Below are 23,724 nucleotides of genomic sequence, written 5' to 3' on the forward strand. Positions count from 1 at the left end.
CTCAGCCCTTGGCGAGCTTGCGCGCCGGGATGGTCTGCAAGAGCGGCAGAACGTCAGCCATCTCGGGGCCGCGCTCACGGCCCGTCAGCGCCTTGCGCAGCGGCATGAACAGGCCCTTGCCCTTGCGGCCTGTCTGCTCCTTCACCGCCTTGGTCCATTCGCCCCAGCTGTCCTGAGTGAGCGGGCCCTCGGGGAGGATCGCCATCGCCTCGGCGATGAATTCGCGGTCCTCGTCGGCGATCAGCGGCTCGGCGCCATCTCGGAACATCGCCCACCAGCCGGCAAGATCCTTGCGGGTCTCGATGTTCTCGCGCGTGACGCTCCAGAACAGCTCGGCCTTGTCCGCCGGCACGCCCAGCGCCGCGATCTCGTCGGCCACCGCGGAGAGCGGCAGACCGTGCAGCTTGCGGGCGGTCAGCGGGTAGAGATCCTGCACGTCGAACTTGGTCGGCGCGGCGCCGAACTGCGACAGCTCGAAGCCCTCGGCGATCTCCTCGAGCGACAGGCGCAGTTCCACCGGCTGGCTCGAGCCGAGCCGCGCCATCAGCGACAGCAGCGCCTCCGGCTCGATGCCGCTCTCGCGCAGGTCGCGGATCGACAGCACGCCGAGGCGCTTGGAGAGCGACTCACCCTGCGGGCCGGTCAGCAGCGAGTGGTGGGCAAAGCTCGGGACGTTGCCGCCGAGCGCGTTGATGATCTGGATCTGGGTCGCGGTGTTGGTGACGTGGTCGGAGCCGCGCACCACGTGGGTGACGCCCATCTCGGTATCGTCGACCACCGAGGCCAGCGTGTAGAGGATCTGGCCGTCGCCGCGGATCAGCACCGGGTCGGAGACCGAGGCGGCGTCGATCGAGATGTCGCCGAGGATGCCGTCGGTCCACTCGATGCGCTCCTGATCGAGCTTGAAGCGCCAGACGCCATCGCCGCGCTCGGCCCGCATCGCGGCCTTCTCGTCTTCGGAAAGCGCAAGCGCTGCACGGTCATAGACCGGCGGCTTGCCCATGTTGAGCTGCTTTTTGCGCTTCAGGTCGAGCTCGGTCGGGGTCTCCCATGCCTCGTAGAAGCGGCCGATCTCGCGCAGCTGGTCGGCGGCGGCATGGTAGCGGTCGAGCCGCTCGCTCTGTCGCTCGGTGCGATCCCATGTCAGGCCCAGCCACTCGAGGTCGCGCTTGATGCCGTCGACATACTCTTCCTTGCTGCGCTCGGGATCGGTGTCGTCGATGCGCAGAATGAAGGTGCCGCCGGCTTTGCGGGCGATCAGGTAGTTGAACAGTGCCGTGCGAAGGTTGCCCACATGGATGTGGCCGGTGGGCGAAGGGGCAAAACGGGTGACGGTCATGGGAGGCTCCTGCTTACGCGGACGGCACTTCCCACAAGCGCGCTCATTTGTCCAGTTCGAGGCTCTTGGCGAACCGCCGGTTGAGTGACATGGTGCCGCCATGAACGATATTCTGACCGTCACGCTGAACCCCGCGCTCGACCTGACGACGACCGCAGATCGCGTCGTCGCCGGACCCAAGCTGCGCTGCGATCCGTTCACCGTGGATCCCGGGGGCGGCGGCATCAACGTGGCCCGCGTGGTGGCCGCCCTCGGCGGGCAGGCCCGCGCCTTCGTGGCGCTGGCGGGGCCCAGCGGCATGCGGCTCGAGGCGGCGATGGCCGACCAGGGCATCCCGCTGGTGCGGATGCAGGCGCCGGGCGAGACCCGCGAGAGCCTCGCGGTGCATGACCGCGAGACCGGCCAGCAATACCGCTTCGTCATGCCCGGCCCGCTGTGGTCGGAGGAGCAGGTGACGGAAGCGCTCGACGCCATCGCGGTCTCGGTGCCGGAAGGCGGCATCGTGGTTCTGAGCGGCAGCCAGCCGCCGGGCGTGTCGGTCGAGTTCGCGACACAGCTCTGCAAGGCGCTCGAGGCGCGCAACGCGCTGGTGATCGTCGACACCTCGGGCCCGGCGCTGGAATATCTCGCCAAGGGCACCACCCCAGCCCCGGCCGTACTGCGCATGGACACCGAGGAGGCCGAGGGGCTGGCGGGCCGTCCGCTGGTGACGCGTCTCGAGTCGGCGCAATTCGCCGCCGAGTTGGTGGCGCGCGGCGCCGCCGAGCGGGTCATCGTGGCGCGCGGCGCCGATGGCTCGGTGATGGCGGGGCCCGACGGGCTGGTGCAGGTGAGCGCCGCGAATGTCTCGGTGGTCTCCGCCGTCGGCGCGGGCGACAGCTTTGTCGGCGCCTTCGCCTACGGCCTCGCCTCTGGGATGAGCGGCCCGGACGCGCTGGCGCTCGGCGCGGCGGCGGCCAGCGCCACCGTCACGACGCCGGCGACGGCGCTGTGCACCCACGAGATGGTCATGAGCTACCTGCCGCAATGCGGTGCGAGCCAGATCACAGAGTAAGCCCCCGGCGCCGCCGCGCCGGGCGGCGTTCGCTCACGCCACGGCGGCGGCTTCCGCCGCCTGGATGTTGAGCCGGACCATGGTCTGGTTCAGCAGCATGTAGGCGATCTCGCCGAAGGTGGCGGGGCCGGTGAAGCTGCCGGTCTTCTTGGCCTCGAGCTCGCCATAGATGTAATTCAGGATGCAGTTGCACGACAGCTCGCGGCTGCCCTCGCCCTGCGCGCGGGCGGCGAATTCCGAGGCGTAATCGCCCGGCAGCTTCGCGATGCGATAGCTCACCCCCTCGATCACCGGGGCGTAGAAACTCACCGGCTTGCCCGGCTCGACCGACTGGAACGAGACGTTGATCATCGCACCGGCGAAATTCGCCACCATCGGGCAGCGCGTGTCGACGCCCTGCTCGGTCAGGTAGCTCGCAAGCTCTACCTCCTGACCGTTGACCAGCGCGGTGCTGGCCGAAAAGCCCGTCTTGGCGAAGCGGATCTCATCGGCGCTCTGGTCGGGTTCGAAGAGGTTCAGAATGTCGATATCCGCGACCCGGTCGGCGCGCAGTTTCACGTGAAGCAGCATCGCGCCCTCCTCGAAGGCCATGCCGCGCGCGCCGTCGAACACCTTGGGCCTTGCGGTCTCGAGATCGTCGAGATGCACGCCGGTCACCCAGCCCATCAGCGGCTGGTCGAACACGCCGGAATAGCCGCTGCCGTGAATGGCGAACGCCTCATGCGCCTTGCTGAAGGCGGGGATCAGGATCACCGAGAGCCCGTTGTCGTAGCGGTTCATCGTCAGGCTCGGGAGATCCTCGCCGGCATAGAGCACCGGGCGCGCCTCCTCGGCGGCCTCGATCTCGGTCACGAAGAGGTTATCGCGGTCCACCCGGCCACCCGTATCGGTCATGAAATAGACCGAGGTGCCGCCGATCCAGCAGCCCTTGGGCAGCTGCGACAGCGCCGCCTCGGATCCCGCGATCACCAGCACCTTAGCGGCCTCGATCAGGGCCGCAGCCTCGGCCACGCTCATCATTGCATTCTTCATGGCCTGTCCTTTCAGAAGAGGGCGATGTCCTTCGCTGCAAAGGTGTTTTTCTCGAAATACTCGCGCAGCTCGACGATCTTGGGGCCCAGCGATCCGGGCCGTGCCTTGACCTCGCGCCGCATCCGCGTGACCAACAGCTTGGTCGCGAGCACGGCGCCGGACAGATCGGTCTCGGAGGTGAGGACGCGGCGCCAGCAAGGGTTGGATGTGTCGGGAATCATCGGCATCTCCGTCTTGGGGTGCCGTTGACTAGCGTCTCGGGTGTTAACAACCCGCAAAGCGCGCTCTGGCAAGACGGCGATGAAGATCTATTTCCGAGGCATCAACAGGAGGGAGTCCAAGACATGACGGAAAAGATGAGTTTCACCCGCCGCAGCGCTCTTGCCGGTGCCGCCGCCCTGCCGCTGGCCGCCGCCAGCGCCGGTGGCGCGCGCGCCCAGGCATCGCAGCAGGGCGCGATGGTGCCCAAGGTGAACCGGATCATGCTCGGCGATTTCGAGGTCACCGCGCTGATGGCCGGCACCGCCACGCGCGAGGATCCACAATCGATCTTTGGGCTCAACGCCTCCGAGGAGGAGTTTGCCGAAGCCGCCGAGTCCGCCAACATTCCCACCGACAAGGCGCAGTTCTTCTTCACGCCGACACTGGTCAACACCGGCAGCGAGCTGATCCTATTCGACACCGGCCTGAACCCCGACGGCATCGTCGCGGCGGTCGAGGCGGCGGGCTACGGGGCCGGCGATGTCAGCCACGTGGTCATCACCCACATGCACGGCGATCACGTCGGCGGCCTGACCGGCGGTGACGGCCCGACCTTCGCCAATGCCCAGCACGTCACCGGGCAGGCGGAGTACGACCACTGGTCCGGCGTCGCTAATGAGACCTTCACCAACAAGGTGCAGCCTCTGGCCGAGCAGTTCAGCTTCATCGGGAACGGTGAGAGCATCGCCTCCGGCATCACCTCGGTGATGACCCCGGGCCACACGCCCGGCCACATGAGCTACATGCTGGAAAGCGGCGGCAAGCAGCTGATGCTGATCGCCGACCTCGCCAACCACTACGTCTTCTCGCTAGCCCATCCCGATTGGGAGGTGAGCTTCGACAGCGACAAGGGGGCCGCCGCGCAGACCCGCCGCAAGACGCTCGACATGCTCGCCACCGACAAGATCCCGTTCATCGGCTACCACATGCCGTTCCCGGCGCTTGGCTATGCCGAGGCCCGCGACGACGGCTTCCAATACGTGCCGCACAGCTACCAGCTGATGCTCTGACAGCCCTCCGCCGCGGCCGATTTTGCGGCCGCGGCGGCTTTGACCCGCGTTCTCCCGCCAAGGCGCGAGTCCCACGTTTGGCCGACGTGCGTCTGCACCAGCCGGCACGCCGCGCCCTGAGGCCCGGCGCCCTCCGCACCTCCGCTCCCCGAAAATTCTCGCGTATCGACAGGCGGTTCCGCGACTTGCGTGGTCGTTTGCCTACAAGCAAGATCCCGCAGCCTTGAAGCAATCCGCGCAGGTGCCGAAAGTGCCGGTCCATCTCAGCCTGATATTAACTAACACACTGACATTAAAGCATCATTCCGAGGCCACTTTTGCGCCTCATCAATAGGTTGGTGTCAGACTCAACAAATTCTGAGATTCGATCATCGGAGCCGTTCGCCGTGCTTGCCATACTTCTTCAGGGGATCCTCGAGACCCAAACCAACTTCATCGCTGCCGCCGCCGGTGTCTGCGTGATCACCGCGGGCATGCTCGTTCTGCTGATGCGCAACAGCGACTACGCCACCCTCAGCCAGCGCTACGTGGTGGCGGTCTGGGTCGCGCTCGTTGCCGGTGTCGGTGTCTGGACCACCCATTTCGTCGCCATGATCGGCTATCGCCCGGACGCGGCGCTGACCTATGACCTGTCGCTCACCACGATCTCGATCCTCGTCGGCATCACCCTGGTCGGGCTGCCGATCGCCGCCAGCCTCTTTGTCGAGAGCGAGCATCGCCGCGTCGGCCTCGGGGTGACCGCCGGGCTCGGCGTCGCGGCCATGCACCTGACCGGCATGTCGGCGCTGGAGAACTGCCTTGCGATCTACAACCCGCTGACCCTGCTCATCGGCATCGCGGCCGGCATCGCCGGCTTCGTGCTCGCAATGCTGCAGGAGGGCGACGACATGCGCGCGCAGCTGCGCAAAGGGCTCGGCATGGTGTCGGGCGTCTGCGCGCTGCACTTCATCGCCATGGGCAGCGTTTCGATCGACCTGCTCGAAGGCATCGCCAACGGCGTCGGCGGCGCCTCGCTGTCGACCATGGTGGCCAGCATCTCGCTTGCCGTCTTCGCGATCTCGGTCATCGGCACCCTGAGCTATCGTCGATCGCTGGCGATGCGCCGTGCAGGCTACTGGACCGAGGGCGATCTGGGTCGCTTCTGAGCGCCCTAGCGGAAGGCCGGACCGTGCGCCCAGATGGTCATCGAGTGGCGCTCGCCGGCCTCGACCGGGGTCACCCGGTGCAGCAGGTAGGACGGGAACAGCGTGGCACTGCCGCGCGACCGCTCCGCCTCGATCACATGCGCCGAGGGCATGACCTCGAGCGCACCACCGCGATAGGCCTCCGGCTCAGAGAGCTGCACCACCATGGTGAGCTTGCGGCGCGCGGCGAGGCGCCCGTCCCCGACATCGGAATGCCAGCTGAAATGGCCCTGCCGCTCGGCGCCGTAGCGCGCCACCTGCGCGCTCTCGTCGAAGGCATCGAGATCGAAGCCGTAGACCGCGCGGTTGGCCTGCCGCACCAGCTCGATGATCTTCTCCATCACCCACTCGGCGCCCGCGACATCGTCAAGCCAGACCAGGTCCGCGCGGCGCAGGTTGTGATCCTGGTTGCGGCCCACGAGCCGCGCGTCGGCGCTCTCGGCGCTGCGCGCGAGATCGATGATGCGGTCGCAATCGATCTCGGAGAAGGCGGCGGGGATGCGATGAACGGCGAGCATGGGCGGGGCCTCTGGCTGAACGAGCGCTTGCTCTAGCGCGCTTCACCCGGCTTTCTGCGCCATTCGCGACACCGGCGGCGAAATGCGACCTTTTCCTCTCGCGCCACGCGCGCCATATCGAAGCGCATGAGCAGAACCGATCTCGCCGCCTTCGAAGCCATGGCCCAGCGCGCCATCGAGAGCTTTCCCGACCCCTTCCGCCGGAGTGCAGCGGAGGTGCTGGTGGAGGTCGTCGACTGGCCGCCCGAGGGGGTGCTGGCCGAGATGGAGATCGACGACCCGCTCGAGCTGACGGGGCTATACGAGGGCATCCCGCTGACCGAGCGCTCGGTGAGCGATCCCTCCCCCTGGCCCGACCGGGTCTGGCTGTTCCGCGAGCCGATCCTTGCGGAATGGCGCGACCGCGGGGACATCGAGCTCGAGGACCTGGTGATCCACGTCACGGTGCACGAGTTCGCGCATCATTTCGGCTGGTCGGATGACGACATCGCCACGATTGATCGGTGGTGGGAGTAGCCGAAACTCACCCCCAGCTCGAGGGCTTCTCCACGCGGTCGCGCCCCAAATACAGCCACAACACCCCCATTTCAGACGCACGTTCGCGGGACTCTTGTAGCGCCCACTCGGTCATCCGTTCTTCTTCATCTGGGGCCGTGTCTACCACGAGCATGACCGGGGTCATATCAGAGCCCCTCGCAATGATCTCTTCCTTGTGAGCCGCAAGCTTTTCGATATCGCGACATATTTCAGCGCGACCCAGTCGATTAAGGTGACGCTCGGAAGCCTTGACCTCGATTGCGACGAGCATCTCCCGCATCGTGTGCTCGGGGTTACGCCGTCGCCAATCTGCCCCAACAGTCGGTTTGAACAGAACGATATCTGGGATCGGCTCGAAACCACCACGATAATCCACGTGCTTTCTGAGGTCAGCCTTTCGAAACACTTCGCTTGCAACGTTTGTGATCCACTGCTTGACGTTCATACCGATCTGCCCACGCGGCCCACCGGAACTTCTCAAACAATGATAGATCATAGCTTGGTAGTGCAGCTCTCCACCGAGACATGCTCGGCATTCCTCAACAATCATCGGCCATGCGTCACGCAGAAGCGCGATGGCCTCGTCAGAGGTATTCAATCCTAAACTCCCAGCCTATTCTACGTACGATTATCTCGTATAATCATAGCCTTGGCCAGAAGTTCGACTGGCATAATCGAAGCCAAGGTCTGCGAAGACAGGTAAAAGCCAGAAATTCAGCAGGACTACTGAAGGAGCTTGTACGAAGAGGAAAATTGCGGAACGAGCTTCAACCTTCGTGAAACTTTAACCCCGGCATAATTTAACCTTGGTGTAACCCTACCCGGTCAGCCTTCGTTGATCAGCGCCTGCATCCGCTGCACGAAGCGCTGCGGCCCGAGCTCTCCGAGCGCGGTTTCGCGGGCGCCCTGCCCCAGCCGCCGGCGCAGGTCGGCATCCTCGATCAGCCGCACCAGCGCTGCCTCGACCGTCGCCGGATCATTGGGATCGCAGAGCAGGCCGTTCTCGCCCTCGCGGATATAGCCCGCCGAGCCAGCCTCCGTAGAGATGACCGGCACGCAGCCATAGGCCATCGATTCCGCCGGCGCGAAGCCCAGCGGCTCGTCGAAGCTCGGCAGGATGCAGATGTCGGAAGAGGCGTAGAGCCCCGGCATCTCGGCGAAGGGGATAAGGCCGCGCATCTCGATCCAGCCCTCGGCCTCAGCCTCGGCACGCAGCAATTCACCGTGCGCGCGGTCCTCGGGCGTGTCGAGAACGCGCTCCGAGCCGATCAGGATCAGCCGAGCCGCGCCGGCGCGCCCGGCGGCGCGCATGCCGTCAATCACCAGGTGCTGCATCTTGCGCTTTTGCCCGAGCTTGGCGACGCAAAGCACGGTGACCGGCCCCTCACCCTTGCGCTCGGGCATCGGCGGCGGCGGGTCGCCCACCACGGGCCAGGGCAGGTAGCGCGCCCAGCGGTCGGGGCGGGTCTCGCCCAGCCCCTTCGTCGCGGTCACCCGACGGATCGGCAGGCCCTTGCGCCAGAGGTAGAAGCGGCGCGAAAACGGCTCGTGCCGGTGATAGGGGTGCAAGTCATAGGACCAGAGCGCGGTGCCGTGGCGCCGCCCGACCTTGGCTGCCGAGAAGCGCAGCTTGGCGCTGTTGCGCAGGAAGGCGATGTCGGGCTTCAGCTCGGACCACGCCGCCTCCAGCGCCGCGATGTCGCCAGCATCGCGGAACACCTGCGGCTCGATATAGCTGTGATCCTCGGCCCCGCCCGAGCTCGACCCCCAGACCGCCACCTTCGCGCCCGCATCGGTCAGCGCCCGAACCGCGAAAGCGAGGTTGGTGTGGAAGCGCGGAACGACGAAGAGGATGGTGGCTTTCATGGGATCAGCTCGGGTCGCGCCAGCGGTTGACGATGGGATAGCGCCGGTCGAGCCAGAAGGCCCGCTTCGACAGGCGCGCGCCGGGGGCCGATTGGAAGCGTTTGTATTCCGAGATGTAGAGCAGGTGCTCGACCTTCTTGGCATCGGCCCGGTCATATCCCGCCGCGACGCAATCGGCGATCGAGCCGTCGTCATCGACGAGGATCTGCAGGATCCCGTCGAGCACCGGGTAGTCGGGCAGAGAGTCGCTGTCCTTCTGGTCGGGGCGCAGCTCGGCCGAGGGCGGCTTGGAGATGATCCGCTCGGGGATCGGTGCCGCCTCGGGCCCCATCATCCACGGCCGCGGGTTGGCGTTGCGCCAGCGGCAGATATCGAAGACACGGGTCTTGTAGAGATCCTTGATCGGGTTGTAGCCGCCCGCCATGTCGCCATAGATCGTGGCATAGCCCACCGCGACCTCCGACTTGTTGCCGGTGGTCAGCAGCATCTCGCCGAACTTGTTCGACATCGCCATCAGCAGCAGCCCGCGCAGGCGCGACTGGATGTTCTCCTCGGTGAGATCGGCGGTCCGGCCCTCGAAGAGCGGCGCCAGCGTCTCGGTGATGGCGTCGCGGCCCGGGGTGATCGGCACGAAATCATAGTGACAGCCCAGCGCCTCGGCGCAGGCCTTTGCGTCCTCTAGCGAATGCTCGGAGGTGTATTCCGAGGGCAGCATGACGCAGCGCACGTTTTCCGGGCCCAGCGCATCCACCGCGATGGTCGCCACCAGCGCCGAGTCGACCCCGCCCGACATTCCCAGCAGCACCTTGCCGAAGCCGGTCTTGCGGCAATAGTCGCGCAGCGCCAGCACCATGGCGTGGTAATCCTGCTCCATGGCGTCGGGATGGGTGGTGAAATCGCCCTCGAGCGCGCGCCAGCCATCCGCCGTCCGCTCGAGATCGACATGGGCGATGGCCGTCTCGAAGACCGGAAGCTGCAGCGCCACCGCACCGTGCGGGTTCAGCACGAAGGAGCCGCCGTCGAAGATCTGGTCGTCCTGCCCGCCCACCATGTTGAGGTAGATCAGCGGCAGCCCGGTCTCGACCACGCGGGCGATCATCTTGTTGAGCCGGGTCTCGTACTTGTTGCGGAAATAGGGCGAGCCGTTGGGGACCAGCAGGAACTCGGCCCCGGTCTCGGCCAGCGTCTCGGCCACGTCCTCGTACCACGCGTCCTCGCAGATCGGCGAGCCGACCCTCGTGTTGCCCACCGCGTAGGGGCCGCCGATCGGGCCGCTGTCGAAGATCCGCAACTCGTCGAACACGTTGTAGTTGGGCAGGTGATGCTTGAAGACCTGCGTCACCATCTTGCCGCCGCGGCAGATGATATAGGCGTTGTAGAGCTCGGTGCCCTCGATCCAAGGGCAGCCGATGCCGAGGCTCGGGCCATCGGCACACTCTTCCGCCAGCGCCTTGACCGCCGCCATGCAGTCGAGCGTGAAGGCGTGCTTCATCGGCAGGTCCTGCGCGTTGTAGCCCGCGATGAACATCTCGGGCAGCGCCACCATGTCGGCCCCGGCGGCCTTGCCCTTCTCCCAGGCGTCCTTGGCCTGCGCGGCATTGCCGGCAAGGTCGCCCAGCGTCGGGTTCAGCTGCGCGATGGTCAGACGGAAGCGATCGGCCATGTGCCCTGTTCCTTTCAGTCACATCCTCGTGCCGACATAGCAGAACCACGCCGGAGGGAAAGCGGGCCGGGCAAAAGAGATTGTCACCTAGCAGGGGCTTGGATACGGTTCGGGCAGATCCGAGGGGCCATCCGGCAGGGGACAAGACATGACACGCGCAGGCAGAAAACTCGCTGCCGCCGCCGCCATTCTGGCGTTCGCCGGAACCGCGCTGGCGCAGGACAGCGACGAGATCATCACCAAGCAGTTCGACGATGGCGGGGTCTATGAAGGCACCTTCCAGGACGGGCTGCGCCACGGCACCGGCACCTACCGCCTGCCCAACGGCTTCGAGTATTCCGGCGACTGGGTCGAAGGCGAGATCACCGGCGACGGCACCGCCCGCTATCCCAGCGGCGCGGTCTACGAGGGCCAGTTTGCCAAGGGCAAGCCCGAGGGCGTCGGGCGCATCGTGCTGGGCGATGGCAGCGTCTACGAGGGCTCCTGGCTCGACGGCAAGATCACCGGCCGGGGCGTGATCCAATATGCCGGCGGCGCGCGTTACGAGGGCGCCTTCCGCAACGCGCTGCATCACGGGCGCGGCGTTATGACGACGCCGGACGGCTACCGCTACGAGGGCGACTGGGTGAACGGCGTCGAGGAGGGCAACGCCACCATCACCTATCCCGACGGCTCGGTCTATGAAGGCCGCGTCGCCAACGGCAAGCGCTCGGGCCAGGGCACGCTCAAGATGGCCGACGGGCTGGTCTACGAGGGCATGTGGCGCGACGGCCAGCAGGATGGCCGCGGCAAGCTCAGCCTGCCCAATGGCGATGTCTACGAGGGCGAGTTGGTCGATGGCCGCCGCGAGGGCCAGGGCCAGGAGACCTATGCCAACGGCGATGTCTACGAGGGCGAATTCAACAACGACCAGCGCCAGGGCTATGGCAGCTTCACCGGCGCCGACGGCTACCGGCTCGAGGGCAACTGGGTGGCCGGCCAGATCGAGGGCGAGGGCCGCGTGGTCTATCCCGACGGCTCGGTCTATGAAGGCGAGATCCGCGGCGACCTCGCAAACGGGCGCGGCAAGACCACCTATCCCGACGGCTCGACCTATGACGGCGACTGGGTCGATGGCGTGATCGAGGGCAACGGACGCGCAACCTATCCCAATGGCGTGATCTACGAAGGCGCGTTCAGCAACGCCCGCTACAACGGCCAGGGCAAGATCACCTATCCCGACGGCTACACCTACGAAGGCGACTGGCAGGACAACCAGCGCCACGGCGAGGGCAAGGCCACCTATGCGGACGGCGCCATCTATACCGGCGATTTCCGCGAGGATCAGCGCCACGGCCAGGGCGAGATCGTCATGCCCGACGGGTTCCGCTATGTCGGCCAGTGGATGAACGGCACCTTCGAGGGCGAGGGCGTCGCCACCTATGCCAATGGCGATGTCTACGAAGGCAACTTCCAGGACGGCAAGCGTCAGGGCCAGGGCGTGCTGCGCTATGCCAGCGGCGACGAAGCGTCGGGCAACTGGATCAACGGCGTCCTGACCACCGCGACCCCGGTTCAGGACCCGGAAGCCGAGGAAGAGACCCCGGAGGCCGGGACTCCCGAAGCCGAGGCCCCCGCGACCGCGACTCCCGAGGCCGGGAGTCCGGATACGGATCAGGCCGATACCCCGAGCGCCAATGATGGCTGAGCCGCGGCCGCTCTAGCAGCGCGGCACCCCCATGCGGATGAGCTCTGCCCCGCTCAGGCTGACATAGCCATTGCTGACGAAGCGCGCCTCGGAGAGGAACCAGTCGCGCAGTGGTGCTGGATAGTGCTCGGCCATGCGGCGCGACCAGTAGTCGAAGCGATCCGGGCTGATCGGCTTGAACCGGTAATAGGGCCCGTGAAACCCGAACCGGGTATTCGAAGCCACGCAGACATCGCCGGCGCCGAGATAGAGCGTGCAGGAGGAGAGGCAGAAATTGCCGCGGATCTCGACCCGGACCCCCTGGCTCCGCAGCTGCCGGATCTCTGCCAGCCGGGGCTGCAGCCGGCCACCGCGATCATTGCCGACCACATGAACCGACGCGAGACGATGCGAGACCTGTGCGCCCGCCTCGGTCGGCGCGATGACCGCCCCGGCGAGCAAGGCAAGCAACGGCAGGACGGCGCAGAAGCACCGCGAGAAAGCGGTCCGGGACATGCAGGAAGATCCTTGTCGAGAGAGCATGGCGGCAAGGAACGGGATTCGCCCTAACACCCGGTTGAGAGGCGATTTTGTCTCTAATTATCGGTAAATCCGCGCCAGCACGCGGCCCGCATTGACGCGCGCCGCGCTTCGCGCACAAGCTGATCCCATGACCGACACCACCACAGCCCCCGCGTCCGAGACGCGGCCGAGCCGCGAAAAACTCAGCATGCATGACTGGGTCGGCGCCCTCTGGGGCACGTGGCTGCGCATGGACGAGCGCAATCTCGGGCTGATCTCGGCCGGGGTGGCGTTCTACGCCTTCCTCTCGCTGTTTCCGGCGATCTCCGCAGTGATTGCGATCTGGGGCTACTGGGCCGATCCCGTGGCGATCTCGGAACAGATGGAGCTGATGCGCGAGATGATGCCCGAGCAGGCCTACGTTCTGCTCGAGACCCAGATCACCCAGCTGATCTCGGCCAACCGCTCGACCCTGCAATGGGCCTCGATCATCTCCATCGTCGTGGCGCTCTGGTCCTCGCGCGCCTCGATCGCGGCGCTGATCCGCGGGCTCAATGCGGTCAGCGAGGCACCGCATCGCGAAAACGCCATCCGTCGCATCGCCGTGGCCTTCCTGCTCACCGTCCTGCTGGTCTTCGTCGCGCTGGTGGCCTTCGCCGCGGTCGTCATCCTGCCTGCCGCCATCGCCTTCATCGGCCTGCCGATGCATGTGGAGATCGCGGTGAGCGCGGTGAAGTGGCTGATCCTGCTGGCGGTTGTGTTCTTCGCCATCGCGCTGCTCTACCGCTACGGCCCCAACCGCCGTAGCCGGCGGATGCGCTGGTTTACCCCCGGCGCCCTACTGGCGCTGCTCTCATGGGCGGCGGGCTCGGTGCTGCTGACGATCTACATGCGCAATGTCGACCGGCTGAACGAGGTCTACGGATCGCTCGGCGCCGTGGTGGCGCTGCTGCTCTGGTTCTATGTCAGCGCGCTGGTCACGCTGCTCGGCGCGCAGCTCAATTCCGAGCTCGACAAGCGGCGCAGAAAGAGCGCTGAAATTTCTTAGAATTTTCCGGAACCCCGGTGGCCGGTCGACGTTCTGTTTGCAAGGACGCCCTGTTTCGTCCTGTCCCTTCGCGGGCCGCGTCCCTGTCCCGGACCTATCCCAAGCGGCCCGCACCTGTCCCCACCCCGCTCTCCCCCCGGAGAGCGGGGTTTTTCTTGTCCGGCCGGCACCGCAAAACCGCCGGGCGGAGACCCGGCGGCGCGACGCGTGTCAATCGGATGGAACGGTCAGGCCTGCCCGAAGATCGGCTTGGACGAGATCGAGGTATCGCCGAGGATGTCGAAGAGGCGCAGCAGGATCAGGGTCACCGGGATCGCGACGATGCCGCCCAGCGGGCCCCAGAACCAGAGCCAGAACACCAGCGACACGAAGATAAGGAACGGGTTGATCTGCACGTGCCGGCCGATCAGCGCGGGGGTGACGAATTGCGCCTCGGTCATGTTGCAGGCCAGGTAGATCGCCATCGGGGCGAAGGTCATCAGCCCGTCGTAATTGACCACGCCAGCCAGCAGCAGGCCCGCCGCCAGAGCCGCCGGCCCGAGGTAGAGCACGAAGTTCAGCAGCATCGCGGCGATACCCCAGACCACCGCGCCGGGCAGACCGAGCAGCATCAGCGCGGTGCCGACAGCAATGCCGAGCCCGGCATTGACGATCGAGATGGCGGCGAAATAGCGCGAGACCATCGATTCCGCGTCGCAGAACCGCTCGAGAAGTTTCGGCGTGTCCATCCCGGTGCCGATCTTGGCCGAGACGTAGCGATAGATCTCGTTGCGGGTCAGCAGGAAGAAGAACAGCCCACCGAGGAAGATCAGCATCTGCGCCAGGATCACCGGTGCCAGGAATACGGCGTCGGTCAGCCCCGGCATGTCGGTGGCTTCCTTCTCGCCGCTGCCGCTGCCAAGGGCGGCCTCGACCTCCTTGTTCATCTGGTCAAAGCCCTGAATGAGACCCTGATATTCGATGAACAGCTTGCGGATCTCGTATTTGATCGAAGGCAGGCGATCGATCACCGTCGTGATGTAGGGCTCGACGAGATAGGCAAGCGCCCCGATGGCGAAGAAGATGCCGACGATCAACCCCATCGCCACGGCGCCGCGCGGCAGGCCCAGCCGTTCGAGCCGGTCCGCAAGCGGGGCGAATATCACCCCGGTCACGATGGCCAGCGTCAGCGGCGCAAAGATGTCCTGGGCTACCTTGAGCCCGAAGAGCAGCACGCCAGACGCCATGATCACCGTCGAGACGCGCAGCACGGTGTCAGAGACGATGGCTGGCCTTTTCATGCGAGTAGAACCTCGCCTCTCTGGGCTTGGTTCCACACTCTGGACAAAATCGTTGCGGCCCCGCATCAGCGGGCAATCGCCCGCGCCCGCGCCGATGCCCGCCGAACCGTGGCCATGTGCTAAGATTGCCGCACGCTCCGGTGGAACCCGGTGCCGCACCGCGACGTTCGGGTTAGAGCCAGAAGGAAGACAAACCAATGACCGCGCAGACCCGACATCAGCCGGTGGGCGACATCGTGGACCGCCTAGATGCCGTCGTCGAACGCGACGAGATCCGGCTTCGCGATCTCTTCGAGGAGTTCGGTGAAAGCTCGTTTCTTCCGGCGCTTATGGTGCCGTCGCTGCTTGTTGTCTCGCCGCTCTCGGGGATCCCGCTGTTCTCGTCGGTCTGTGGACTGACCATTGCGTTCATCTCGGCTCAGATGCTGATCTCGCGACGCCATCTCTGGCTTCCCGACATGCTGATGAAGATGAAGATCGACGGCCCGAAGGCGCGGAAGGCGGTGCGGAAGCTGCGCGGCGGCAGCTCGTGGATCGACCGGCATTCCAAGAACCGGCTGCGCATCTTCACCTCCGCGCCGGCCCGCAAATGGCTGCAGCTGCTCTGCCTCCTCTGCGGGCTCGCCATGCCGTTTCTCGAGATCGTCCCGTTCTCATCCTCACTGCTCGGCGGCGCCGTGACGCTTCTGGCGACCGCGATGCTGGCACGTGACGGGCTCTTCGCCCTGCTGGGCAGCACCGTCATTGCCTGCGCCGTTCTGGTTCCCCTGAACGTTCTCGGGGTGATTTAGAGCCTGTTCTTCAGAAAAGATCGGCACCACGATGTTCAGGGTAAGAACATCTTGGAAACCGACGGTCGGCGAACAGCCGAGGAGCGTGTTGGCCGTGCCCCTTTCGGGGGAGCACGCAAGTCGCCCGCGCCGTGCGCTTCAGGCTTTTCTTAAGTGCGTTGGAGGTTGTTCGAGCGGCTCAGACCAGAGCCGCAATATTCAGGACGAAGACAACGAGGAAGCCGACCGCCACCAGCCACATCAGGAGCTTCGTCGCACTGCGCCCTTGCTTTCGGTCACTCGGAGTTTCGGGGCGGTGCAGCGGACGATCGCTGGCGCCGGCATCGCCGGGTCCCGCCCTGACATCGCCTTTCGGCAGCTTCGCCTGCGTCGACTCTGCGTCTGAACCGCTCATCTGATGCCTCCCGAATATACCTGCGAAACCAACGCCTAGAGTGCCGGCGCGGTTCCGGGTATCGCCGCGTCACGCCAGCCGCCATCGCCGAAATGGAAATGCCGCGTGCCCGCCGGAACGAAGGCCTCGCCGCGCGCGATCATCCGCGTCACCCGCGCTTCACGATCGGCGAGATCGAGCACCGCGAAATCGTTTTCCTGCCCGCGCAGACGGGTCGACAGCCCGGTGCCGACATGGATCTGGAGCACCTGCGCCCCGTGCTTGCGCGACAGGAAGGGCTCGGCCCGCCAGCGGTGCAGGTGGCCCGAGAGCACCAGGTGCGCGCCGCATTCCGCAAGCTGCTCGATGGCCTTCTCGGCTTTCGGCATCAGGCTCTTCTTGACGTCTTCGTCCTGCTCGAAGGGATGATGCGCGAGCACCACGCGGATTGCCTCGTCGCTCTCGGAGAAGATCTTGCAGGCATTGCGCATCTGCCGCCAACGGATCCGGCCGCGCTGCCAGCGGTACTGATCCACCGTGTTCAGGCCCACGGCGACGAAGCCTTCGCCGCGATGCACCGGGAAGAGATCGTTGCAGATATAGTCTCTATACCGCCTGAACGGGCGCGCCAGCCGCTGCCAGAGATTGTCGAGCGAGATGTCGTGATTGCCCGGTACGGCGAGCCACGGCGCCTCGAAGCGCTCGAGGAAGGCGCGGGCATCGCGGTACTGGCTGTTGCGGGCGCGCTGGGTGAAATCGCCCGTTACCGCGACGAGATCCGGCTCGGCGCCGTTCACCGCCGTGACGAGCGGGTCGAGCAGCTCGATATCGGTGCGGCCGAAATGCAGGTCGGAGATATGGACGATGCGGGTCATTCGCCGGCCCCGTCCTTCGGCACCATCACCCGCAACGGCTTATCCCGCAGCCGAATACGGATCGGGGTCTCCATCAGGGCCTTTTCGCCGTCGCGGGCCACGAGGGTACGCTTGCGGCCGGTGTGGATGGTGATGTCGCGCGCGGTGGCGAGGTCGAAATCCGAGCCCTTCTGCGCCGCGCCCCCCGCCAGCTTCAGCGCCGTCCGGACGAGATCGATGCTGCGCTCGCCCTTCGCGGTGAACAGGGCGAAACGTCCGTCGCGGATCGCGTCCGCGCCATCGAGATTGAACCGCTCGAGCTGGTAGGCGCTGTTGGCCACGAAGGCGAGCGGCGTGCGCAGCTTCTCCTCGCGCCCGTCGAGCGTGATCCGCAGCTTCAGCGGGCGGCGAAAGCCCGTCAGCGCCAGCAGCACCGACCAGTAGGCGGCCAGCCGAGAGCGCCCCCAGCGATTGTAGATGCTCTCGCGGCGATGCAGGATCAGCGGATAGACCCCGAGGCTGGCATTGTTGAGAAATACCTCGCCGTTCACCTCGCCGAGCGGCATGTCATGCAGCTGGCCGGTCGCGACGACCTCGACCGCGCCGTCCATGTCCTCGGGGATGTTCAGACCGCGCGCGAAGTAGTTGAAGGTGCCCTGCGGGATCACCCCCATCGGCACCCCGGCATCATGGCTGGCTGCCGCGACCGCGCCGATCGTGCCGTCGCCACCGGCGGCGATCAGCATCTCCGCGCCGCTTTTCTCGAGGGCGCGACGCGCGAACGCCACGAGGTCGAGCTTGCCTTTCGGAACAGCGATATCAGCCGATATTCCCGCCTGATCGAACAGGGCGGAGAGACGCGCCCGTCGATCCCCTTCGGAATGATCGCCAGAGCGTTCGTTGAGGATGACGCAGACTTTGCGCATGGCAGGATCCGTGACCTAAATTCGTGAACCCTAGGTCAACGTGTTGCCGCGGGCTCGGTTCCAGTGCCCTCGCATTTGGCAGCGAAGAAGAGATCTCGAAGATTTCAGAGCGTTTTGGGCGACGGACCCGCTCGAATCACCTAGTATCACGTCCTCACGTACGGATCGGAGGAGGGTCCGTGCGGCTTACAGGACAAGGATAGACAAGGCACATGGCTCACAGCCCCGCTTCCCGTAGCGCTGTCATCGTGGCGCACGGCAGCCCGTCAGACCCCGAGTCGCAGGAGGCCGCGCTCCGGGCCCTGGCCGCCCGCGTCGAGGCTCACACCGAAGGATGGCGCATCGGCAGCGCAACACTGGCCGCGAAAGGCCGGCTCGAAGCCGAGATCAGCGAACTCGGGAGGCCGCTGATCTACCCGTTCTTCATGGCGCGGGGCTGGTTCACCGGCCAGGTCCTGGCCAAGAAGGCCCGCGAGCTGGGCCTACGGATGCTTGAGCCGTTCGGGGTCGAGCCGGGCCTTGTGGCCTGCGCCCGGAGCGAATTGAAGGCGCAGCTGGCGCAGAATGGCTGGGACGCCTCGGAGACCGCGCTCGTCGTCGCGGCGCATGGAAGCGCCGTGTCGCGCACCAGCGCCGACAGTGCCTACAGCTTTGCCAAGGCGCTGCACGCGGGGCTTGGCTTCACCGCCACCCGCACCGGCTTCATCGAGCAACCGCCCTTCCTCAAGGACGTGGCGCAGGGGCTGGGCCAGGCGATCTGCCTGCCCTATTTCGCGCAGCAATCGGGTCACATGGAAGACGATGTTCCCGCCGCGCTGGCCGCTGCCGGCTTCGACGGGCCGATGCTGCCGCCCTTCATCGCCTGGGCCGACACCCCCGCCCTGATCGCCGCCAGCATCGAGCGCCAGGGCGCCGCGCTGGAGACCGAGGCCTCCTGAGAGGCAAGACCTGGCGAATGACATGAAAAGGGCCGCCCTCGATCGGGCGGCCCTTGGCGTTTTCGGCTCTGTACCGGCTCAGAAGTCGAGATTCTCGACGCTGAGCGCGTTCTGCTGGATGAACTCGCGGCGCGGTTCGACCACGTCGCCCATCAGCTTGGTGAAGATGTCGTCGGCCTCGGTCATGTCGTCGATGCGGACCTGCAGCAGGGTGCGGGCGTCGGGATCGAGCGTGGTTTCCCAGAGCTGGCCCGGGTTCATCTCGCCGAGACCCTTGTAGCGCTGCAGCGACAGGCCCTTCTCACCCTCTTCGAGGATCGCCTCGAGCAGCCCGAGCGGGCCGTAGATCGCCTGGCGACGATCCTTGCGGTCGAGCATGGCCGGGGTGGCGTAAACGGTCTGAAGCGCCTGCGTGAAGCTGCCGGTCTTGCGCGCCTCGCCCGAGCGGAGCATCGGGCCGTCCAGCGTCCGGACCTCTTCTACGCCACGCAGGATGCGCGCCAGTCGGATGCCGCGATCCTGGGTGATGCGGCCCTGCCAGCCCTTCTCGTATTCCAGCGCGATCAGGTCGAGCCGCTGGGCCACCTTGTCGGCGACGCCCTGCAGGTCGCTCTCGACCGCGCCGGGCACGAAGGCCCCGGCCACGGCGGCCTGCTCGAGGATGTGGCGCGGGTAGTGCGTCGGAAACGCATCCAGCACGCGCTTGAGCTGGCGCGCCTCGTCGATCACCCGGACGAGATCCTGCCCGGTAATGACCTCGCCATTGCCGAGCGTCAGGTGCGCGCCATCGACGCCCTGCTGGATCAGGTAGTCATCGAGCGCTGCCTGGTCCTTGACGTAGACCTCCGACCGTCCGCGCGCGACCTTGTAGAGCGGCGGCTGGGCGATGTAGAGATAGCCGCCCTCGATCAGCTCCGGCATCTGCCGGTAGAAGAAGGTCAGCAGAAGGGTCCGGATGTGGGCGCCGTCAACGTCGGCGTCGGTCATCAGGATGATCTTGTGATAGCGCAGCTTGTCGATGTTGAACTCGTCCCGGCCAATACCGGTGCCGAGCGCCATCACCAAGTTGCCGATCTCCTGGCTGCCGAGCATCCGGTCGAAGCGCGCGCGCTCGACGTTGAGGATCTTGCCCTTCAGCGGCAGGATCGCCTGCGTGCCCCGGTCGCGGCCGGTCTGGGCCGAGCCGCCTGCGGAGTCACCCTCGACGATGAACAGCTCGGTCTTGGACGGATCCTTCTCGGAGCAGTCCTTGAGCTTGCCGGCGAGGAAGTTGACGTCCATCGGGTTCTTGCGGCGGGTGAGCTCGCGGGCCTTGCGCGCGGCCTCGCGCGCGAGCGCCGCCTCGACGATCTTGCCGACGACCATCTTGGCCTCGTTCGGGTGCTCCTCGAACCACTCGGTCAGCTTCTCGTTGACCAGGTTCTCGACCGCGGGGCGGACCTCGGAGGAGACCAGCTTGTCCTTGGTCTGGCTCGAGAATTTCGGGTCGGGCACCTTCACCGAAAGCACGCAGGTCAGGCCTTCGCGGGCGTCATCGCCGGTGAAGCTGACCTTCTCCTTCTTGGCGATGCCGCTGTCGGTGGCGTAGCGGGTAAGGGTGCGGGTCAGCGCGCCGCGGAAGCCCGCCATGTGGGTGCCGCCATCACGCTGCGGGATGTTGTTGGTGAAGGGCAGCACCATCTCGTTGTAGCTGTCGTTCCACCACATCGCGACCTCGACGCCGATGCCGTCCTTCTCGCCGGTCATGTAGATCGGCTCGGGCATCATCGGCTGCTTGGAGCGGTCGAGATACTTGACGAACTCCTTCACACCGCCCTCGTAGTGCAACTCGGTGTGCAGCGGCTCGGCCGGGCGCTCGTCCTCGAGGATGATGCGCACGCCGGAGTTCAGGAAGGCGAGCTCGCGCAGGCGCTTTTCCAGCGTCGCGAAATCGTATTCGAGGTTCGAGAAGGTGTCGGTCGAGGCCAGGAAGCGCACCTCGGTGCCCTGCTCGCCCTCGGCATCGCCGACGACGCGCAGATGCTCGACCGTCTCGCCGTGGGAGAACTTGGCGTAGTGCTCCTTGCCGTTGCGCCAGATGCGCAGCTCGAGCCACACCGACAGCGCGTTCACCACCGAAACGCCCACGCCGTGCAGACCGCCGGAGACCTTGTAGGAGTTCTGGTCGAACTTCCCGCCGGCGTGCAGCTGGGTCATGATGACCTCGGCCGCCGAGACGCCCTCTTCGGCGTGCATGTCGACCGGAATCCCGCGCCCGTTGTCACGCACCGAGACCGAGTTGTCGGCATGGATCTTCACGCGCACGAAGTCAGCATGACCGGCCAGAGCCTCGTCGATGCCGTTGTCCACCACCTCGTAGACCATGTGGTGCAGGCCCGAGCCGTCATCGGTATCACCGATATACATGCCGGGGCGCTTGCGCACCGCCTCCAAACCCTTGAGAACCTTGATGGAATCCGCGCCGTATTCCTGCGGAGCGCCTGCCGGTTCGGCCATGTAGCCATCCTCTGTCTAGTTTGGGAATTTTATAGGTGAGAAGCGCTGCCTTGTCACGCAGATGACACAAGATTTGGTGTCAGATCGGCAGGTTTTCAACGATGGATTGCCCGGCCTCTTCGGTGACCTGAAGCCGCTGCGCGCGATCGCCCAGTTCCTCGAAAAGCTCGGGGCCGGTGCCGGTCATCCAGGCCTGCGCTCCGAGGGCGCAGATCTCGTCGTAGAGCGCCGCGCGGCGGCGCGCGTCGAGATGCGCAGCGACCTCGTCGAGGAGCAGCAGCGGCGGCGCGCCGATCTCGGCGGCCAGCGCCCGCGCGTTGGCGAGGATCAGCGAGATCAGCAGCGCCTTCTGCTCGCCCGTGGAGCAGTCCGAGGCCGGCACGCCCTTCGCGGCAAAGACCCCGTAGAGGTCCGAGCGGTGCGGCCCGACCAGCGTGCGCCCGGCGGCCATATCGCGGAAGCGGCCCTCGGCGAAGACGGCGCGCAGATCCTCCTCGGTCTCGGGGATGTTGGCCTCGGTCGAGACCAGCGCCAGATCGGCGGCGGGAAAGCTGGTCTCCGCCCCGTCCTGCGCCTTGGCCAACCGCGCCAGAGCCGCCTGCCGGTTCTGCTGGATCAGCGCGCCGCTCTGCGCCATCTGGGTCTCGAGCGCGGCGTACCAATGCGCGTCGCGGATCTGCTCCTTGAGCAGCCGATTGCGCTCGCGCATGGCCTTCTCGTAGGTCAGCGAGGCGTCGGCGTGATCGGGAAAGAAGCTCAGCGTCATGCGGTCGAGGAAGCGCCGCCGGCCCTCGGGCGCCTCGATCCACAGCCGGTCCATCGAGGGGATCAGCCAGAGCACCCGCGCAATGCCCCCGAGCGCCGTCTGCGGCGCGGGCTTGCCGTCGATCTCGACCTGTCGGGAGCCGCCGCTCTCGGAGCGCACCGAGATCTCGTTGATCCCTTCGGGCCCGTGCAGCACGGCGCCGATCTTCCAGCCCAGCGCCTCGGGCCGTCGGGTCATCTCCTGCGCCGAGGCGCGCCGCATGCCGCGCCCGGGCGAGAGCAGTGAGACCGCCTCGATCAGGTTGGTCTTGCCGGCACCGTTGGGGCCGTAAATGGCCACGGGCCGCGCGTCGACCTCCACCGCCGCGCGCTTGTGCGAGCGGAAATGCGAGAGCGTCAGGCTGGAGAGGTGGAGAGCGGTCATCTTCCGCCCTCCTGTGTCAGGTCGGGCCCGGTCAGGGTCACACGCGCATCGGCATCACGACATAGACGGCGCTGGTGTCGCTGCCTTCGCGCATCAGGGTCGGGTCGCCGGACGAGTTGAACATGAACACCGCGTTCTCGCGATCCACCTGGCTGGCGATCTCGAGCAGGTACTTGGCGTTGAAGCCGATCTCGAGCGGCTCGTCACCATAGGCCACCGCGAGCTCTTCCTCGGCGGCGCCGCTGTCGGGCGCATTCACCGACAGCACGAGGCGATCCTCGTCGAGCTGCAGCTTGACCGCGCGCGAGCGCTCGGACGACACCGTCGCCACGCGGTCGACCGCCTTGGCGAACTCGGTCGCGTCGACCTCGAGCCGGCGGGTGTTGCCGGTGGGGATGACGCGCGAGTAATCCGGGAAGGTGCCGTCGATGACCTTGGAGGTCAGGGTGATGTCGGGCGTGGCAAAGCGTACCTTGGTCTCCGAGACCGAAACGGCGATGTCCATCTCGTCATCGTCGAGAAGCTTGCGCAGCTCGCCCACGGTCTTGCGGGGCACGATCACGCCGGGCATAAGCTCGGCGCCGTCGGGCAGCGGAGCGTCGATCCGGGCGAGGCGGTGACCGTCGGTGGCGACGCAGCGCAGCACCCGGCCCTCCTCGCTTTCGGAGACGTGCATGTAGACGCCGTTGAGGTAGTAGCGGGTCTCTTCCGTCGAGATCGCGAATTTCGACTTGTCGAAGAGCTTGCGCAGGGTCTCGGCCTTGGCGGTGAAGTTCGTCGCGTATTCCGACGAGGCCATGACCGGGAAGTCTTCCTTGGGCAGGGTCGCGAGGTTGAAGTTTGACCGGCCCGCGGTGACGGTCAGGCGCCCGGCGGCGCTGTCATCGGCAAGCTGGACAAGCGCACCGTCGGGCAGCTTGCGGACGATCTCGTGCAGGGTCACGGCCGAGACCGTGGTGGCCCCTGCCCGCTCGACCTGCGCCGGCGCGCGATCGAGCACCTCGATGTCGAGATCGGTGGCGCGGAAAGTGACGGTGTCACCCTCGGCCTCGATCAGCACGTTGGCAAGGATCGGAATGGTGTTGCGGCGCTCGACCACCGATTGCGCCTGGCTGACCGCTTTGAGCAGCGTTGCCCGTTCGATACTGACTTTCATCCCTCACCCTCTCCGCCGTGC

Annotated in this window: 23 protein-coding genes; 8 read left to right on the forward strand and 15 right to left on the reverse strand. The window is 66.2% G+C overall.

Annotation, left to right across the window (positions count from 1 at the left end; translation table 11 throughout):
* Window position 1: 1 nt before the first annotated feature.
* A complete protein-coding gene (gene gltX / locus KUV62_RS08125) occupies window positions 2–1,339 on the reverse strand; it encodes a glutamate--tRNA ligase (protein WP_222603187.1) in 1,338 nt (445 codons plus the stop codon).
* Window positions 1,340–1,439: 100 nt separating this feature from the next.
* Here gltX and KUV62_RS08130 point away from each other — a divergent pair, with 100 nt between their 5' ends.
* Window positions 1,440–2,393, forward strand: coding sequence for a 1-phosphofructokinase family hexose kinase (locus KUV62_RS08130; RefSeq protein WP_222603188.1), 954 nt, complete (start codon window positions 1,440–1,442; stop codon window positions 2,391–2,393).
* A gap of 33 nt (window positions 2,394–2,426) precedes the next feature.
* Here KUV62_RS08130 and KUV62_RS08135 read toward each other — a convergent pair whose 3' ends face one another.
* Both KUV62_RS08135 and KUV62_RS08140 read right to left on the reverse strand, forming a co-directional pair.
* Window positions 2,427–3,425 carry a DUF6976 family protein gene (locus KUV62_RS08135; RefSeq protein WP_222603189.1) on the reverse strand — a complete coding sequence of 333 codons (999 nt, stop codon included), beginning with the start codon at window positions 3,423–3,425 and terminating at the stop codon, window positions 2,427–2,429.
* Window positions 3,426–3,436: 11 nt separating this feature from the next.
* The gene (locus tag KUV62_RS08140) at window positions 3,437–3,646 is read right to left on the reverse strand and encodes a hypothetical protein (RefSeq protein WP_261395458.1); all 210 of its coding nucleotides are present in this window, start codon (window positions 3,644–3,646) and stop codon (window positions 3,437–3,439) included.
* A gap of 123 nt (window positions 3,647–3,769) precedes the next feature.
* Between KUV62_RS08140 and KUV62_RS08145 the strand changes: the two genes are divergently transcribed.
* Both KUV62_RS08145 and KUV62_RS08150 read left to right on the forward strand, forming a co-directional pair.
* On the forward strand, window positions 3,770–4,696 hold the full coding sequence (locus KUV62_RS08145) for an MBL fold metallo-hydrolase (RefSeq protein ID WP_222603191.1): 927 nt from the start codon (window positions 3,770–3,772) through the stop codon (window positions 4,694–4,696).
* A 386-nt stretch (window positions 4,697–5,082) separates the two neighbouring features.
* Window positions 5,083–5,841, forward strand: a complete 759-nt coding sequence (locus KUV62_RS08150; RefSeq protein WP_222603192.1) for an MHYT domain-containing protein — start codon at window positions 5,083–5,085, stop codon at window positions 5,839–5,841.
* Between the two features lie 5 nt (window positions 5,842–5,846).
* On the opposite strand, the gene KUV62_RS08155 is transcribed toward KUV62_RS08150, so the two are convergent.
* A complete protein-coding gene (locus KUV62_RS08155) occupies window positions 5,847–6,398 on the reverse strand; it encodes a 2OG-Fe(II) oxygenase (RefSeq protein ID WP_222603193.1) in 552 nt (183 codons plus the stop codon).
* A 126-nt stretch (window positions 6,399–6,524) separates the two neighbouring features.
* Here KUV62_RS08155 and KUV62_RS08160 point away from each other — a divergent pair, with 126 nt between their 5' ends.
* Window positions 6,525–6,914, forward strand: a complete 390-nt coding sequence (locus tag KUV62_RS08160) for a metallopeptidase family protein (protein WP_222603194.1) — start codon at window positions 6,525–6,527, stop codon at window positions 6,912–6,914.
* A 7-nt stretch (window positions 6,915–6,921) separates the two neighbouring features.
* On the opposite strand, the gene KUV62_RS08165 is transcribed toward KUV62_RS08160, so the two are convergent.
* The 3 genes from KUV62_RS08165 to KUV62_RS08175 all read right to left on the reverse strand — a co-directional run bounded on the left by KUV62_RS08165 (window position 6,922) and on the right by KUV62_RS08175 (window position 10,464).
* Window positions 6,922–7,533: a hypothetical protein gene (locus KUV62_RS08165; RefSeq protein WP_222603195.1), complete on the reverse strand. Its 612-nt coding sequence runs from the start codon at window positions 7,531–7,533 to the stop codon at window positions 6,922–6,924.
* A 227-nt stretch (window positions 7,534–7,760) separates the two neighbouring features.
* Window positions 7,761–8,801 (reverse strand): glycosyltransferase family 4 protein, encoded by a 1,041-nt coding sequence (locus tag KUV62_RS08170; RefSeq protein WP_222603196.1) that lies wholly within the window; start codon window positions 8,799–8,801, stop codon window positions 7,761–7,763.
* A gap of 4 nt (window positions 8,802–8,805) precedes the next feature.
* Complete coding sequence (locus KUV62_RS08175) at window positions 8,806–10,464, reverse strand: NAD+ synthase (protein ID WP_222603197.1); 1,659 nt, start codon at window positions 10,462–10,464, stop codon at window positions 8,806–8,808.
* Window positions 10,465–10,612: 148 nt separating this feature from the next.
* On the opposite strand from KUV62_RS08175, the gene KUV62_RS08180 reads away from it, so the two are divergent.
* Window positions 10,613–12,151, forward strand: a complete 1,539-nt coding sequence (locus KUV62_RS08180; RefSeq protein WP_222603198.1) for an MORN repeat-containing protein — start codon at window positions 10,613–10,615, stop codon at window positions 12,149–12,151.
* 12 nt (window positions 12,152–12,163) lie between these two features.
* Here the strand turns inward: KUV62_RS08180 and KUV62_RS08185 are convergent, their stop codons facing one another.
* The gene (locus tag KUV62_RS08185) at window positions 12,164–12,646 is read right to left on the reverse strand and encodes a hypothetical protein (RefSeq protein WP_222603199.1); all 483 of its coding nucleotides are present in this window, start codon (window positions 12,644–12,646) and stop codon (window positions 12,164–12,166) included.
* A 154-nt stretch (window positions 12,647–12,800) separates the two neighbouring features.
* Here KUV62_RS08185 and KUV62_RS08190 point away from each other — a divergent pair, with 154 nt between their 5' ends.
* Window positions 12,801–13,700 carry a YihY/virulence factor BrkB family protein gene (locus tag KUV62_RS08190; protein WP_261395459.1) on the forward strand — a complete coding sequence of 300 codons (900 nt, stop codon included), beginning with the start codon at window positions 12,801–12,803 and terminating at the stop codon, window positions 13,698–13,700.
* Between the two features lie 227 nt (window positions 13,701–13,927).
* On the opposite strand, the gene KUV62_RS08195 is transcribed toward KUV62_RS08190, so the two are convergent.
* A complete protein-coding gene (locus KUV62_RS08195; protein ID WP_222603200.1) occupies window positions 13,928–14,980 on the reverse strand; it encodes an AI-2E family transporter in 1,053 nt (350 codons plus the stop codon).
* Between the two features lie 197 nt (window positions 14,981–15,177).
* Here KUV62_RS08195 and KUV62_RS08200 point away from each other — a divergent pair, with 197 nt between their 5' ends.
* On the forward strand, window positions 15,178–15,771 hold the full coding sequence (locus tag KUV62_RS08200; protein WP_222603201.1) for an exopolysaccharide biosynthesis protein: 594 nt from the start codon (window positions 15,178–15,180) through the stop codon (window positions 15,769–15,771).
* Between the two features lie 178 nt (window positions 15,772–15,949).
* Here KUV62_RS08200 and KUV62_RS08205 read toward each other — a convergent pair whose 3' ends face one another.
* The 3 genes from KUV62_RS08205 to KUV62_RS08215 are packed head-to-tail and all read right to left on the reverse strand — an operon-like array spanning window position 15,950 to window position 17,924.
* A complete protein-coding gene (locus tag KUV62_RS08205; protein WP_222603202.1) occupies window positions 15,950–16,165 on the reverse strand; it encodes a hypothetical protein in 216 nt (71 codons plus the stop codon).
* A 35-nt stretch (window positions 16,166–16,200) separates the two neighbouring features.
* Window positions 16,201–17,019, reverse strand: a complete 819-nt coding sequence (locus KUV62_RS08210; RefSeq protein ID WP_222603203.1) for a metallophosphoesterase family protein — start codon at window positions 17,017–17,019, stop codon at window positions 16,201–16,203.
* On the reverse strand, window positions 17,016–17,924 hold the full coding sequence (locus tag KUV62_RS08215; RefSeq protein ID WP_222603204.1) for a diacylglycerol/lipid kinase family protein: 909 nt from the start codon (window positions 17,922–17,924) through the stop codon (window positions 17,016–17,018). Before KUV62_RS08215 ends, KUV62_RS08210 begins: the two co-directional genes overlap by 4 nt.
* Window positions 17,925–18,136: 212 nt before the next feature.
* Between KUV62_RS08215 and KUV62_RS08220 the strand changes: the two genes are divergently transcribed.
* On the forward strand, window positions 18,137–18,862 hold the full coding sequence (locus KUV62_RS08220; protein ID WP_222603205.1) for a CbiX/SirB N-terminal domain-containing protein: 726 nt from the start codon (window positions 18,137–18,139) through the stop codon (window positions 18,860–18,862).
* 78 nt (window positions 18,863–18,940) lie between these two features.
* Here the strand turns inward: KUV62_RS08220 and gyrB are convergent, their stop codons facing one another.
* From gyrB to dnaN, 3 genes are all read right to left on the reverse strand, one after another.
* On the reverse strand, window positions 18,941–21,358 hold the full coding sequence (gene gyrB / locus KUV62_RS08225) for a DNA topoisomerase (ATP-hydrolyzing) subunit B (RefSeq protein ID WP_222603206.1): 2,418 nt from the start codon (window positions 21,356–21,358) through the stop codon (window positions 18,941–18,943).
* 79 nt (window positions 21,359–21,437) lie between these two features.
* Window positions 21,438–22,547, reverse strand: coding sequence for a DNA replication/repair protein RecF (gene recF / locus KUV62_RS08230; protein WP_222603207.1), 1,110 nt, complete (start codon window positions 22,545–22,547; stop codon window positions 21,438–21,440).
* Between the two features lie 37 nt (window positions 22,548–22,584).
* A complete protein-coding gene (gene dnaN, locus KUV62_RS08235) occupies window positions 22,585–23,703 on the reverse strand; it encodes a DNA polymerase III subunit beta (protein WP_222603208.1) in 1,119 nt (372 codons plus the stop codon).
* Between the last annotated feature and the right edge of the window lie 21 nt (window positions 23,704–23,724).

Source organism: Salipiger bermudensis, assembly GCF_019801965.1.
GTDB lineage: Bacteria > Pseudomonadota > Alphaproteobacteria > Rhodobacterales > Rhodobacteraceae > Salipiger > Salipiger bermudensis_A.